This is a genomic window from Bacillus cereus group sp. MYBKT14-1 (genome assembly GCF_051915185.1).
Lineage (GTDB): Bacteria > Bacillota > Bacilli > Bacillales > Bacillaceae_G > Bacillus_A > Bacillus_A cereus.
Genome location: NZ_JBQAEF010000002.1, coordinates 81,191 through 95,613 on the forward strand (window position 1 = coordinate 81,191; position 14,423 = coordinate 95,613).

The following is a 14,423-nucleotide window of genomic DNA, read 5'->3' on the forward strand; positions in this document are numbered from 1 at the left end:
TCTCACATCACTTTCCCCATTCAAAAACTTTTCACAAATCCGTTCGTATTTTGTTCACATCTTCAGGCCATACTCTTTACGGTCATTGAAATTTTACATTATTTTTAAAATAGCTCTTGCATTTTCATCATATTTACACTCAAAATAGGAAATGTATTGCTTATAAGAAGAAAGGTGATTGCTGTGGCAAACAGTATGACATTATCTCAAGATTTAAAAGAATTACTTGCATCTGTTGAATATAAAATGCAAATTAAAAAAGGTAGTTTTATTTTTCAGGAAGGTATGGAGGCAACCGAACTCTATATCATCCACTCAGGAAAAGTACAAATTAGTAAACTTAGTGCTGACGGACAAGAACTAACACTTCGAATTTGTTCGGCATACGACATTATTGGAGAATTAACATTGTTCACGGATAATGCGAAGTATTTATTAAATTCAAAATGCCTTGAAGATGTTGAAGTAGGCGTTATAAAGCGTGAAGCGTTAGAAAAAGAATTACTCCAAAAACCAGCTCTTGTATTTGAATTTATGAAATGGATTAGTGAACATTTAAGAAGAATGCAAACGAAGTTCCGAGATTTAGTATTACATGGCAAAAAAGGTGCCCTATATTCTACCCTCATACGAATGACAAATAGTTATGGTGTTTTAAAGGAAAATGGGATTCTCATCGATTTACCATTAACGAATCAAGAACTTGCTAATTTCTGTGCAACTTCACGTGAAAGTGTAAATCGAATGTTAAATGAATTAAAAAAGCAAGGTACAATTTCTATTCATAAAGGAAAGATTACAATACACGATTTACAATTTTTAAAATGTGAAATTGCTTGTGAAGATTGTTCTGCTTCTGTTTGTAGTATTGATTAGCGTCTTATTTAGATACTTATACCTACAAAGAAAGCCGAGGTCTCCAATTAGATCTCGGCTTTCTTTATAAATTACGAAACATATAAAACTAAATTATTTTTTCAGCTCATTAGGAATACGTCTTCTGTAAATTACATAGCTACGGCTTATATACTTAATCGGGGCACTAAATACGTGTACCAGTCTAGTAAATGGCCATACTGCGAAAAGCCCCATTCCCGCAAGAATATGAATTTTAAACCATACTGGTACTTCCATCATATATTCAACTTTCGGTTGGAAAATAAAGAGACTTCGGAACCAAGGGCCAATTGTTGTACGATAATCAAATCCTTTTGAATCGATATTTAAAAATGTTGAAGAAAGTCCTGCTAGCATTACGATAAGTAATAAAATAAGCGCAATATAATCTCCCTTTGTACTCGTTGCAATGATACGTTTTACAGTTAAGCGGCGGTACGTTAATATAATTAAACCGATGATAGAAGCAACACCTGCCGGAAGCCCAAAACTAATTGCTACTACATGATACATATGCTCAGAAATACCTATTGAACGGTATACAGCTTCTGGAATTAAAATCCCCATAACATGACCGCCAATTACGAACATAATCCCAAAGTGAAATAATAGACTTCCGATTCGGAGCATTTTCTTTTCTAATAGTTCACTAGATTTTGATGTCCATCCAAATTGATCATAGTTGTATCTAAAAATATGTCCACCGATAAAGATTGCAAAAATGCTATAGGGAAACAATACCCATAGAAATTGATCCATCATTTTGACAACTCTCCTTTCTAATTTGTCTGTACACCCCATGTATCGATAGCGAGTAAAACAGCCGCAAGAATTGGTTCATACATACTGTCTGCTTCTTTTAATTGAACTTGTAACGCTTGTATGTTTTCCTTGTATTTACTCATAATTGGTTCACTGTCTTGCTCATTTGCATTTGCAAAAAACTCAAGCAATAGCGGTAAATAATCAGGTAATTCTTTATCTGTTACTTCAAAACCTGATTTTTTATAATGCTGCTTTAACTCTAGTAATTCAATCCCTCTTTCTCTTTGTTCACCAGTGTTCATATACGTTAAATACATATTCGTCTTTTTACCAAAATCAAATGTATATACGTAACCATCAATGAGTTGATCGTTCGTTTTATTTAGCGCTTGTTTTATAAATGCTGTAAGTGAAGCTTTAACATCGTCCTGTTCAATCGCTTCCATCTCTTCTTGTAATTCAGTTAAAGTTTCTCTCCACCCGATTTCTGGGTAGGAGAGAAGAAATGAAGAACATGAAAAAGCAGTTTGTAAACTTTGTTTCATATTTTTCCGCCCCCATTATTTAAGAAATTGTCATACAAGAGCCTGGACCACCTGCGAATGATAAACCACAGCTTCCTTGTTCACTATATAAATCTGCAACTTGTTCTCTGTGAGATGTCGGGATAACAAAACGATCTTTATATTTTGCGATAGCAAGAAGACGATACATATCTTCTACATCCTGTTTCGTTAAGCCAAGTTCTTTTAGTACAGCTTCATTTGGTTCTTTATTAATTTGCATTGCTCTCATATGCGTTCGCATAACAGCCATTTTTTTCAATGTAAGACGAATATGTGATTCATCTCCTGCAGTGAGTAAATTCGCTAAATATTGAATTGGAATACGCATATTATCAATAGCAGGGAAAATCTCTTCTGCTTGCCAGTTACTACCTTTTCCCTCCACCATATTCATAATTGGGCTAAGCGGCGGGATATACCAAACCATTGGCATTGTACGATACTCTGGGTGAAGAGGTAGAGCAATTTTCCAATCAATAATCATTTTATAGATTGGTGACTCTTGTGCCGCTTTAATCCATTCTTCAGGAATGCCTTGTTTTTTCGCTTCAGCTGCCACTTCTGGATCATTTGGATCTAGGAAAACAGTAAGCTGAGATTCATATAAATCTTTTTCGTCTTCAACAGACGCTGCTTCTTTTACTTTATCAGCGTCATATAGCATTACCCCAATATATCTGATACGTCCTACACATGTTTCCGAACAAATTGTTGGCATACCAGCCTCAATACGTGGGAAACACATTGTACATTTTTCAGCTTTATTCGTTTGCCAGTTAAAATACACTTTTTTATATGGACAAGATGATACGCAGAATCTCCAAGCACGACATGCATTTTGATCCACAAGTACAATCCCGTCTTCTTCACGTTTATACATTGCACCAGATGGACAAGATGATACGCACGATGGATTCATACAATGTTCGCATATGCGTGGTAAATACATCATAAAGACGTTTTCAAAATCTGTTTTAATTTCTTCTTCCATTTTCTTTACGTTCGGATCTTGTAATCCTGTTATATGTCCGCCTGCTAAATCGTCCTCCCAGTTTGGACCCCATTCAATTTTGTCGATAAATTCGCCTGTAATTGCTGATTTCGGACGAGCAACTGGTTGATGCTTACGCTGTGGGCTATTTGTTAATGTTTCATAATCATAATTCCAAGGTTCAAAGTAATCATCAATTGTTGGTTGATCTGGATTGTGGAAAATGTTCATAAGACGTTTCATTTTCGAACCAGATTTCAGCTGAATTTCACCATTTTTCAATTCCCAGCCGCCTTTATATTTATCCTGATCTTCCCATTGTTTCGGATAACCAATTCCAGGTTTTGTTTCTACGTTATTAAAGTACATATATTCAGCACCTGGACGATTTGTCCAGGTGTTTTTGCACGTTACGCTACAAGTATGGCAGCCGATGCATTTATCTAGGTTCATTACCATTCCGACTTGTGCTTTAATCTTCAAGCCAATCTACCTCCTTCAGTTTGCGAATTACAACGTTTAAATCGCGCTGGTTCCCAGTCGGACCATAATAGTTAAATCCATAGCTTAATTGGCCATATCCACCAATCATATGTGTTGGTTTAACATGAATACGGGTTGGACTATTATGCGTTCCCCCACGGGTGCTTGTTAATTTCGTACCAGGCACGTTAATGTGACGATCTTGCGCATGGTGCATAAATGCCATTCCTCTCGGTATACGATGCGTTACAACAGCACGCGCTACAACAACACCGTTACGATTAAAGCACTCAATCCAATCATTATCTGCAACACCCGCTTCAGCAGCGTCCTCTTTATTCATCCAAACAGTTGGACCACCTCTAAATAGCGTTAACATCGGTAATGAATCGAAGTACATACTATGAATCGACCACTTATTATGCGGTGTTAAATAGTTTAGTGTAATCTCTTTCCCTTCTACTTCAGGGCGTGACTTACGGAACGGTTTATGTTGCAGAATTGGTTTAAATGTTGCCATCGTTTCACCAAATTCTTTCATCATGTCATGGTCTAAGTAGAAAGATTGTCGACCAGTTATCGTTCTCCAAGGGATAAGACGTTCCACATTTGTTGTAAACGGTGAGTAACGGCGTCCACCTTTTTCAGAACCTGTAAAGGCTGGAGAAGTAATTACTGTTTTTGGCTGCGCTGTAATTTGTTCAAATGTGAAGCATTCTTCTTCACGTTCTTCTGCTAAATCACGTAATTTTAGATCTGTTTGTTTTTCAAGTGCTTCCCATGCTTTTACTGCCATATGACCGTTTGTTGTAGAAGATAGTGTTAATACCGCTTCAGCAGCATTGATTGCTTCTTTGATGTCTGGGCAACCTTTCGCGATAGAATCCGTTCGAACAACTCCTAATTTGCTCTTTAATTGCTCATATTCTTTTTCCGCAGACCAAGAGATCCCTTTCGTACCAATCGGTTGTTTTCCGGCATTTGGTCCAAGCGCAGTCATTTTGTCATAAATCGTTTTATAATCTCTTTCGACAACATGAATTTGTGGCATCGTTTTACCCGGGATTGGTTCACATTCACCTTTACTCCAATCTTTAATCTTGCCAAGTGGTTGCGCTAATTCTTGCGGTGTATCATGAAGAAGTGGTGTTGCAACAACTTCTTTCATTGGTTCAAGATCAATTTTCTTCGCTAAATCTGACACAGCTTTAGAAAGTGAAGTGAAAATATCCCAGTCAGAGCGTGCTTCCCACGGTGAACCGATTGCTGGATTAAAAGGATGCACAAATGGATGCATATCTGTACTACTTAAATCATGTTTTTCGTACCAAGTTGAAGCTGGTAAGACGATATCAGAATACAGTGCTGTTCCAGCCATACGGAAATCTAAATTAATGAGTAAATCAAGCTTCCCTTCTGGTGCTTCTTCATGCCACTTAATTTCTTCTGGTCGTAATGAATCACTATCGTCATTCATTAATCCGTTTGTTGTACCTAGTAAATGTTTTAAGAAATATTCGTGCCCTTTACCGGAACTTGAAATTAAGTTCGCACGCCATACGAATAAGTTGCGCGGGAAGTTATTTTTGTTATCTGGATCTTCAATCGCAAATTTCAGTTCTTTTTCTTTTAATTTTTGTGCAACATATTTTCCGATTTCTTCTTGCGTTGTTGCCCCAGCAGCAACAGCTTCTTTATATAATTCAATTCCATTTTTCTCGAATGTTGGATAAGAAGGTAACCAGCCGAGTCGTGCTGCTAATACATTGTAATCACCGTGATGTTGATAACGTGAGTTACCTTCAATTGGTGATGCTAAATGTCCAACAGGTGTATCTTCATAGCGCCATTGATCTGTTACGAAATAGAAGAAAGATGTACCATTTTGTAATTTTGGTGGCCCTTGCCAATCTTTTGCCATCGCGATTGTTTGCCATCCTTCTGCAGGTCGTAACTTTTCTTGGCCAACATAATGCGCCCATCCCCCGCCATTTACTCCTTGTGCCCCAACGAGAAGAACAAGATTTAAAACTGCGCGATAAATCGTATCAGAATTAAACCAATGGTTAATACCAGCTCCGACAATAATCATTGAGCGACCGTTCGTATCAACAGCATTTTTTGCGAACTCACGAGCGATTTGAATAATAAGCTCACGTTTTACTCCTGTCATTTTCTCTTGCCATGCAGGTGTAAACGGTACATCATCATTGAAGTCTTTCGGCTCTTGTCCGCCAAGCCCTCGGTTCACACCATAATTTGCTAACGTTAAGTCGTATACAGTTGTAACAAACACTTCGCCTTCTTCTGTCATAACCTTTTTCACTGGAATTGTACGTTCTAGTACTTTGTTTCCATCATCAGAGAAGTACGGAATTTGTACAGTTCCAATCGATTCTTCCATTCCAAGTAAAGAAAGACGTGGATCAATCTTTTCACCTGTTTCTTCATCTTCTAAACGCAAGTTCCATTTCTTTTCGTTATCCCAACGTGAGCCCATTGTGCCATGAGGTGTTGCAAAATCATTCGTGTTCTCGTTCCAAAGAACAGGTTTCCATTCTCCTAACTTCGTTTCGCGTCCAATATCAGCAGCGTTTAAGAAACGATCAGCAACGAATTGATCTCCTTTTTGTTTCAATGTGACAAAGAAAGGAAAATCAGTATATTGCTTCGCATACTTTGTGAAATATTCCACTTGATTATCTACGTAAAATTCTTGTAAGATCACATGCCCCATTGCCATCGCAAGTGCACCATCTGTACCTTGTTTCACACTAATCCAATCATCTGCAAACTTTGTAGATTCAGCGAAGTCAGGACTGACAGAAACGACTTTCGTTCCTTTATATCGAACCTCTGCTAAAAAGTGAGCATCTGGTGTTCTCGTCATCGGTACATTTGAACCCCATGTCATAATGTAACCAGAGTTATACCAGTCACTACTTTCTGGTACATCTGTTTGATCGCCCCAAATTTGCGGAGAAGCTGGTGGTAAATCTGCGTACCAATCATAGAAACTAAGCATTGGTCCACCCATAAGTTGCATAAAGCGGCTGCCTGCAGCATGACTTAACATCGACATAGCTGGAATTGGTGAAAAACCAACATTTCGGTCTGGACCGTATTTCATTACTGTATATAATAATGAAGCTGAAACGAGTTGTAACACTTCATCCCAATTCACACGAATGAATCCCCCTTTACCACGTGCCTGCTTATACTTTCGTGCTTTTTCAGGGTTTTCCACAATGCTTTTCCAAGCATCTAATGGTGACTCATTATTTTGTAATTCCTCTTGCCACATACTCCATAGAACACCACGTACATACGGATATTTCACACGAAGTGGACTATAAATGTACCAAGAAAAACTTGCTCCACGTGGGCATCCTCGCGGTTCAAAATCTGGCATATCAGGACCTGTCGTTGGATAGTTAAGCTCTTGCCCTTCCCACGTCACAATTCCATCTTTCACATATATATTCCAGCTACATGAACCAGTACAGTTCACGCCGTGTGTAGAACGAATTACTTTATCATGCTGCCAACGCTTTCTGTACACATTTTCCCATTCGCGATCTTCATATGTTTCTTGTGTATGATTATCGTTATAACGATCTATTGGTGAAAAATATTTTAAACGTCTCATTAGTGCTGAAGTTTTTTTCTTCATACTGTTCACTCCTTTAATACGTCTCTCTTACATACCCTTACTATAAGAGAGGTTGTAAAATACAGATGTGACATTTCGCACAGTTCAAGAGATTGTCAAAAATTCAGTAGAAAATAAGTTTGTGAGAAAATCTTGTGTTCCGTTGTGAAGATTATGGTTAATCTTAATTATTAGGAGAATGGTATTTTGAGGTATGGACTATTTTGCAAAAGAAAAAGAGTTTTGATATTATTTCAAAACTGCCATAAGGAAAAGAGTATAAATTGTATGTAAAAATATTTTTCCCAATGTTATTATTTTATATCGAGTCTTATTTTACATAAAACTACAAATCATTATTTACTGTATTGCCCTTAGTTACGGAAACAATTATACTAGATGTAATCGAAATAAATAATCTGAATATTCTCAGAATTTAAGGTAGAAGTTTTACTATCTACATATAGAATTAGAAATATGTCCACTAAATTGATTAGAAAACGATAATAACATTAGGAGGATTACGATGCCCCAGCTTGATTCATTACATCCCACTGTAGAAAAAATAATCAATAATATTGAAAAAATAATGGTCGGAAAACGAAAAGAAACAATCTTAGCTTTGACAGCTCTCTTAGCTGAAGGTCATGTGCTATTAGAAGATGTTCCTGGTGTCGGGAAAACAATGCTAGTACGTGCTCTTTCTAAATCCATTGATGCTGATTATAAGCGAATTCAATTTACACCTGATTTATTGCCGTCAGATGTAACAGGAGTTTCTATTTATAATCCGAAAGAGCTCCAATTTGAGTTCAAGCCTGGACCAATTATGGGGAATTTTGTACTTGCTGATGAAATTAATCGTACATCTCCAAAGACACAATCTGCTTTACTTGAATGTATGGAAGAAGGCAATATTACAATAGATGGCATTACAAGACCTTTACCAAAACCGTTCTTTGTCATGGCTACACAAAATCCGGTCGAATATGAAGGAACATATTCTCTACCAGAAGCTCAGCTCGATCGTTTCTTATTGAAACTAAAAATGGGATATCCTACACCAGAGGAAGAATTTGAAATTTTAAACCGGATGGAAAAAACAAATCCACTCTCTCAATTACAGACCACTACTACAATAGAAGAATTAATTTATTTACAACAAAGCGTACGGGTAGTAAGTATGGACAAAGCAATTAAGCATTACATTGTAAAGCTTGTTAATCAGACTCGTACGTACAGTTCTATACAGTTAGGTGCAAGTCCACGTGGCTCGATTGCTTTAATGAAAGCTTCACAAGCTTATGCATTTATCCATGGCAGGAATTATGTTATTCCAGACGATGTTAAATTTTTAGCTCCTTACGTTTTAGCACATAGACTCATTCTAAAAATGGAAGCAAAATTTGAAGGAATAACTGGCGAACAAGTTATCGCAAAAATCGTTGCACGAACTACCGTGCCTACTCAAAGGACGATGAATCCTTGATGAAACGAATGCTGCGAGCGCTATATCACGTTATGAAGTTATTGCTACTCCCTTTATGTCTAGTCTTAACATTTGTGTACGCTATGCTTCAAGGAGGGTTTGTCAGTTGGTTTTTGTTTTACAGCATAATTCCCATTGCTCTTTATTCGCTACTACTCCCCTTCTACGCTTTACGGGACGCTGAAGTAAAGCGAATAACAAACCAAAATGGATATGTAGTAGGAGAACAATTTGTAAGCACGATTACAATAAAAAGAAAATTTCCTTTTCCCTTACTTTATTTAGTTATAGAAGATGAACTGCCACCACAATTTATAAGTTGTAAACAAACAAAGATGAATAAGGTAGTACTCTTCCCAGGATTGAAACGAAATATTTCGTTTCAATATGTTATTGACACAATCCCTAGAGGCGAGCACACTTTTTCAAGCGTTCGTGTCAAAACTGGCGATTTATTCGGCATGATAGAGAAAGAAGTAACTTTTTCAGTTCCAGATACATTTTTAGTCTATCCCCAGTATGTAGATATAGCATATCGACAATTGGAAAATCATTTCGAACAAGGAGCGCTTTCAGCAAATATAAATTCAGCAAAAGACTCTACAATCTCTGTCGGTGTCAGAGACTATAAACCTGGTGATCGCTTTTCATGGATTGATTGGAAAGCAACTGCACGAACAAACAATATTATGACAAAAGAGTTTGAACAACAGCGCAGCCATAATGTCATGATATTCATAGACAGAACCGAGTCTCCTCTATTCGAATCAGTCGTCACATTTACTGCCTCTATCGTAAGGGCTGTCTTGAAACAAAATTCACCAGCATCATTCGTGTCTATCGGAAAAGAACAAACTATTTTCCCTTTAGACAATGGAGATACGCAGTTACAACAAATCCTTTGTCATTTAGCAAAAGTGCAAGCAGACAGTGTATTCCCGCTCTCCCAGAGTGTAGACATGGAACTAAGAAAAATTTATGAGCCCGTCACGGTTATACTCGTGACCAGTAATCTTTCTCCCGATATTCAAAAGGCGGCTGATTGTGCTGCTATAAGAAATAGAAAATGTATGGTTTTTGTCGTGAAAGAAAAAGCGAATCAACTTTCACACCGAGAAATCAGTATAATAGAAACTCTAAAAAAACGACAAATATTTGTAAACACGGTTTATGAAAACCGGTATACAAACGTGTTTTTTGAGGTGAGCAAATGATAACATTACAAACAAAATACAAGTGGGATACGAACAGATTCTTTATGCATGCATGTGTATTTCTTCTTTTACTAGAATGGCTAAGACCCCTTATAGGTATTACAAATGTAGGTAGATTAGATATTTTCGTAACATTTATAGGAATTTGCTTCGCTCTCTCTTTTTTTCAAACGAGGTGGCAGATTCCAATAAAAATTGTCACAGTCCTATTTATCATTCATTCCCTATATTATAAAAATGCTTTTATAAATCCATCTTGGCTAACAACATTCTTTTCTGATATGTCTCGAAATTCCTCCCTATTTTTCCAAGGGAATTTACTAGATATTTCTCCAGTTTTTCCGACGGTTTTATTTTTTCTCTCATTTTGGTTTTTGAGTTCTTTCACTTCATTTTGGATTATTCATAAAAAACGTGGGTTTCTATTTCTTGTATTGACTATTATTTATATCGCAACTTTTCATAACTTACATTTATACAATGCAAACTACGCTATTATTCGAACTGTTGTCATCGGATTTTTTATGCTTAGTCTTCTTCAAGTAGAACGAATAAAAGAGCGTGAACACTTACAAAATTATGCTAGGGAAATCTCAAAATTACTTAGACCACTTACAATATTTATTGTGTTATTAGCAACCATCGCATACTTTGCTCCAAAATTTGGCCCTCAATGGCCAAACCCAATGGATTTTTTAAAATTCAACACATCTGAAGCAAGTAAAGAACAAAAAGTTTCTACAATTGGGTATGGTTTAGATGACTCGCGATTAGGTGGTCCTTTTAAGGCGGATCCTACAATTGTTTTCACAGCACGAACGCAAAACAAACACTATTGGAGAGTAGAAACAAAAGATTTCTATACAGGAAAAGGCTGGGAAATTTCTGAAAATCCGAAAAAGATTTCTTTTAAAAATAAAAACGACGTCGTAAGCTGGTACGAACAAAATACAAAAACGGAAACGACTGAGGCAACAATTACCATGCAAAAAAGTTACCCTCACCTTACCTATCCAGCAGGATTAGTATCAGTTGAGGCTTCTTCTGATGTATCATACAGTGTTGACCCGTTTTCAGAAAAAATTTATACAATGAATGAAGACTCTTCTACTACTTTACATTCGTATAAAGTAACATATGAGATCCCTGAGTTTTCCATAGAAAACTTGAAAGCTGTAAAAACAAATGAAGGTCAAGAAACAAACCCTTATTTTATGACAAAGTACACACAACTTCCCGAGTCATTACCACAGCGCGTAAAAGACTTGGCTGTCAATCTTACAAATGATAAAGACAACCGATATGATAAAGTATTAGCTATTGAAAATTACTTCACAGACAACTCTTTTACATACGAATCAACGAATGTCTTATTCCCTGCCAAAAGCCAAGATTATGTAGATCAATTCCTTTTCGATACAAAAAGCGGCTACTGTAATAATTTTTCGACGTCTATGATTGTACTACTTCGTTCTGCAGGGATTCCTGCTCGCTGGGTAAAAGGCTATACAGAAGGAACTCTTGACAATACACTTGCCTCTGCAGAAGGTGAGGATATTTATACAATCACGAACGATAACGCACACTCTTGGGTCGAAGTATATTTCCCAGGATACGGATGGATTCCATTCGAACCGACAAAAGGATTTACTAATCCCTATAATTTTATAAATAATACGCCTGCTCCTATTTCACAAAATAGCGAAGCAAATAATTCTAATAACGAGCAAATACAACAACGAAATAATGAAGCAAAACTTAAAAGTTTAATAGAAAATACAGAAGAAGCTTCTACTAAAAAGGTCACAAATTCTAAAACTAGTTTTTCTTGGTGGTACGTATTCCTCTCTACGATACTAATTAGTATTATAGGATACATTCTCTTCACCACTAGAATGAAATGGATGACATTTCTTATTATTCATTTCTATAAATACCGAAAAAATGATGCTGTTTATCAAAAAGCTTACGGTGCACTTTTAAAACAATTTGCGAGAATTGGCATACCACGGAGTGAAAGTCAAACATTCCGAGAATACGCTCTCCATATCGATACACTTTACAACTCGGCCGATATGCAACAACTTACTGCCAGTTATGAGAACGCTATGTATAAACAGGAGCAGGCTGCAGAAGAATGGAAGAAATCTGTACACTTATGGGAAGTGCTTATGAAAAAAGCAGCTTCTCTACCTAAATCAGATGGCTTTGATACAGTTATTTAATCTTGAAAATGTGAGTTTATTAAAAAACGTCTCAAAGAACTACATTGTTCTTTGAGACGTTTTTTAATAAAGTGAAACTCCTAATTATTCACCAAGCACCTTCTCAATCTCAACTTCTAAATCTACCGGCTTCGTCTGCGGCGCAAAACGCCCTACTACTTTCCCGTCTTTTCCGATTAAAAACTTCGTAAAATTCCATTTCACTGCTTTCATACCGAGTAAACCTGGTGCTTGTTCTGTCATGTATGTATATAAAGGATGAGCCTTATCACCTTTCACATCCACCTTTGCAAACATCGGGAAGTTTACACCGTAGTTTAATTCACAAAAACTAGTAATGTCCGCTTCTGTACCTGGTTCTTGTCCCCCGAATTGGTTACAAGGAAATCCGAGTATTTCGAGTCCTTGGTCTTTATATTTATCATATACCTCTTGTAATCCTTTATATTGTGGTGTGAAACCACATTTGCTAGCTACATTGACAATAAGAAGTGCTTTTCCTTTGTAATCTTTTAACGATTTTTCTTCACCTGTAATTGTTTTAGCTGAAAAATCATAAACTGTCATTGTCTTTGCCCCTCTCTTCACTATCATTCTATGTTTATACTATACTACATTCGTGAATATACAGCTCTTATTACGTACTTATAAGTTATAATGATAGCGCTTTATTTCTGTTCGAAAATTCGACACAAACTACTAGACTTTTATGATGGAAAGTTTTACAATTGAAATGTGAACAAAATGTGACAGTTTATATTCCATTATAAAAGAAAAGGATGGTGTTCATTATGAAAACTGCACAACATGAAACGATTTCAAATCGCGAGTTTTATTTCGTACTATATATGATGTTATTGTATGTTACTGGCTGGGTAATCGATGTAAATGGTTTATTCTTAAGCTCCTACTTTAATTTAGCAGGAGAGATTATGCTTCCATTAGTAGGCGGGATTGTTGGACTGTTCATTATGTCTATTAATAAACAACAAACGAAATAATAATATTACAAAAAGGCAGAAGACGAGCTTCGTTTTCTGCCTTTTTTCTATTTTAGCGTATAATAAAAACATGCAGTATATAAGGAGTGGTAACTATGAAAAAAGTAGAGCAATTATCTTCTCACCTATATCTTATTGATGATTTCGATTTACAGCATAATGAACGAACAGGTACGTACGTTTTATTAGGTGACGATATTACTTTAATTGAAACTTGTGCAGCCCCTTCTCTTCCGTATATTTTAGACGGCTTACAACAATTACATATTGATTTAAACGATGTTAAAAACATTATCGTTACACATGTGCATTTAGATCACGCTGGCGCAGCTGGTTTAATGATGGAAAAGTGCCCAAATGCTACGTTATATGTGCATTCTCGTGGTGCTCGTCATATGATTGATCCAACAAAACTCATTTTAGGTGCAAAAGCTGTCTACAAAGAAGATTTTGATAAACTCTTTGATCCAATTCTTCCAATTGAAGAAGAACGTGTTCATATTGTACAACATGGTGATACGTTAAAAATTGCAAAAGACCGCATCCTTACATTTTATGATACACCAGGACATGCGAAGCACCATATTAGCATTCACGATTCATTAACAAACGGGATTTTTACTGGCGATACAATTGGAATTTATTATAGAGAACTCGCAGACCTTGGTGTAGAACTATATCTACCATCAACGTCCCCTTCACAATTTCAACCAGATGCGATGATTGCTTCTAAAAATCACATTCAAAGTATGGATGTAGATACTATTTATTTCGGGCATTATGGTGCATCATCCAATGTTACAGAAGTATATAACCAACTGGAATATTGGTTACCTATTTTCGTTCATACTGGTAAGGAAGTCTTTGAAAAGTATAATGATTTCGATGAAGCGACTAAAGCTTTACAAACTTTGTTAATGGATAAAATCTCTTCTCATCTTACAAAGTTAAACGTTCCATCAGATCATTCCGTTTATAATATTTTACATCTAGATATAGAAATTAGCGCAATGGGCATTATTGATTATTTCACGAAGCAAAAAAAAGCAAACTCCACTATTAACTAACAGTAAAAGAAGAGATATACAACAGTAGTTATTGTATATCTCTTCTTTTTTTGAATATATTTTGAGTAAAGGA

The 14,423-nt window shown here is 36.3% G+C and carries 11 protein-coding genes; 6 read left to right on the top strand and 5 right to left on the bottom strand.

Going from position 1 to position 14,423, the window contains the following annotated elements; genetic code table 11:
- Positions 1-183: 183 nt before the first annotated feature.
- The gene (locus tag ACTFO4_RS06960) at positions 184-876 is read left to right on the top strand and encodes a Crp/Fnr family transcriptional regulator (protein WP_000013859.1); all 693 of its coding nucleotides are present in this window, start codon (positions 184-186) and stop codon (positions 874-876) included.
- Between the two features lie 93 nt (positions 877-969).
- Here ACTFO4_RS06960 and narI read toward each other — a convergent pair whose 3' ends face one another.
- Genes narI through ACTFO4_RS06980 form a run of 4 tightly spaced genes read right to left on the bottom strand, consistent with a single transcriptional unit; the run spans position 970 to position 7,375 of the window.
- Positions 970-1,659, bottom strand: a complete 690-nt coding sequence (gene narI, locus ACTFO4_RS06965) for a respiratory nitrate reductase subunit gamma (RefSeq protein ID WP_103622856.1) — start codon at positions 1,657-1,659, stop codon at positions 970-972.
- A 17-nt stretch (positions 1,660-1,676) separates the two neighbouring features.
- Complete coding sequence (narJ, locus tag ACTFO4_RS06970) at positions 1,677-2,207, bottom strand: nitrate reductase molybdenum cofactor assembly chaperone (RefSeq protein WP_063536185.1); 531 nt, start codon at positions 2,205-2,207, stop codon at positions 1,677-1,679.
- A 19-nt stretch (positions 2,208-2,226) separates the two neighbouring features.
- Positions 2,227-3,702, bottom strand: a complete 1,476-nt coding sequence (gene narH / locus ACTFO4_RS06975) for a nitrate reductase subunit beta (protein ID WP_061457102.1) — start codon at positions 3,700-3,702, stop codon at positions 2,227-2,229.
- Positions 3,692-7,375, bottom strand: coding sequence for a nitrate reductase subunit alpha (locus ACTFO4_RS06980; protein WP_242259485.1), 3,684 nt, complete (start codon positions 7,373-7,375; stop codon positions 3,692-3,694). The genes narH and ACTFO4_RS06980 overlap by 11 nt, the downstream gene beginning before the upstream one ends.
- Positions 7,376-7,880: 505 nt before the next feature.
- Between ACTFO4_RS06980 and ACTFO4_RS06985 the strand changes: the two genes are divergently transcribed.
- Genes ACTFO4_RS06985 through ACTFO4_RS06995 form a run of 3 tightly spaced genes read left to right on the top strand, consistent with a single transcriptional unit; the run spans position 7,881 to position 12,282 of the window.
- Positions 7,881-8,843 carry an AAA family ATPase gene (locus ACTFO4_RS06985; protein WP_242259484.1) on the top strand — a complete coding sequence of 321 codons (963 nt, stop codon included), beginning with the start codon at positions 7,881-7,883 and terminating at the stop codon, positions 8,841-8,843.
- Positions 8,843-10,057, top strand: a complete 1,215-nt coding sequence (locus tag ACTFO4_RS06990) for a DUF58 domain-containing protein (RefSeq protein ID WP_242259483.1) — start codon at positions 8,843-8,845, stop codon at positions 10,055-10,057. The genes ACTFO4_RS06985 and ACTFO4_RS06990 overlap by 1 nt, the downstream gene beginning before the upstream one ends.
- Positions 10,054-12,282 (top strand): transglutaminase TgpA family protein, encoded by a 2,229-nt coding sequence (locus tag ACTFO4_RS06995; RefSeq protein ID WP_000631796.1) that lies wholly within the window; start codon positions 10,054-10,056, stop codon positions 12,280-12,282. Before ACTFO4_RS06990 ends, ACTFO4_RS06995 begins: the two co-directional genes overlap by 4 nt.
- Positions 12,283-12,366: 84 nt before the next feature.
- On the opposite strand, the gene bsaA is transcribed toward ACTFO4_RS06995, so the two are convergent.
- Entirely contained in the window at positions 12,367-12,849 is a 483-nt protein-coding gene (bsaA, locus tag ACTFO4_RS07000; protein WP_000219440.1) for a glutathione peroxidase, read from the bottom strand.
- A 224-nt stretch (positions 12,850-13,073) separates the two neighbouring features.
- Between bsaA and ACTFO4_RS07005 the strand changes: the two genes are divergently transcribed.
- Together ACTFO4_RS07005 and ACTFO4_RS07010 are read left to right on the top strand one after the other, a co-directional pair.
- Positions 13,074-13,283 (top strand): DUF3925 domain-containing protein, encoded by a 210-nt coding sequence (locus tag ACTFO4_RS07005; RefSeq protein ID WP_000844984.1) that lies wholly within the window; start codon positions 13,074-13,076, stop codon positions 13,281-13,283.
- A gap of 95 nt (positions 13,284-13,378) precedes the next feature.
- On the top strand, positions 13,379-14,350 hold the full coding sequence (locus tag ACTFO4_RS07010) for an MBL fold metallo-hydrolase (protein WP_326234883.1): 972 nt from the start codon (positions 13,379-13,381) through the stop codon (positions 14,348-14,350).
- Positions 14,351-14,423: the final 73 nt, after the last annotated feature.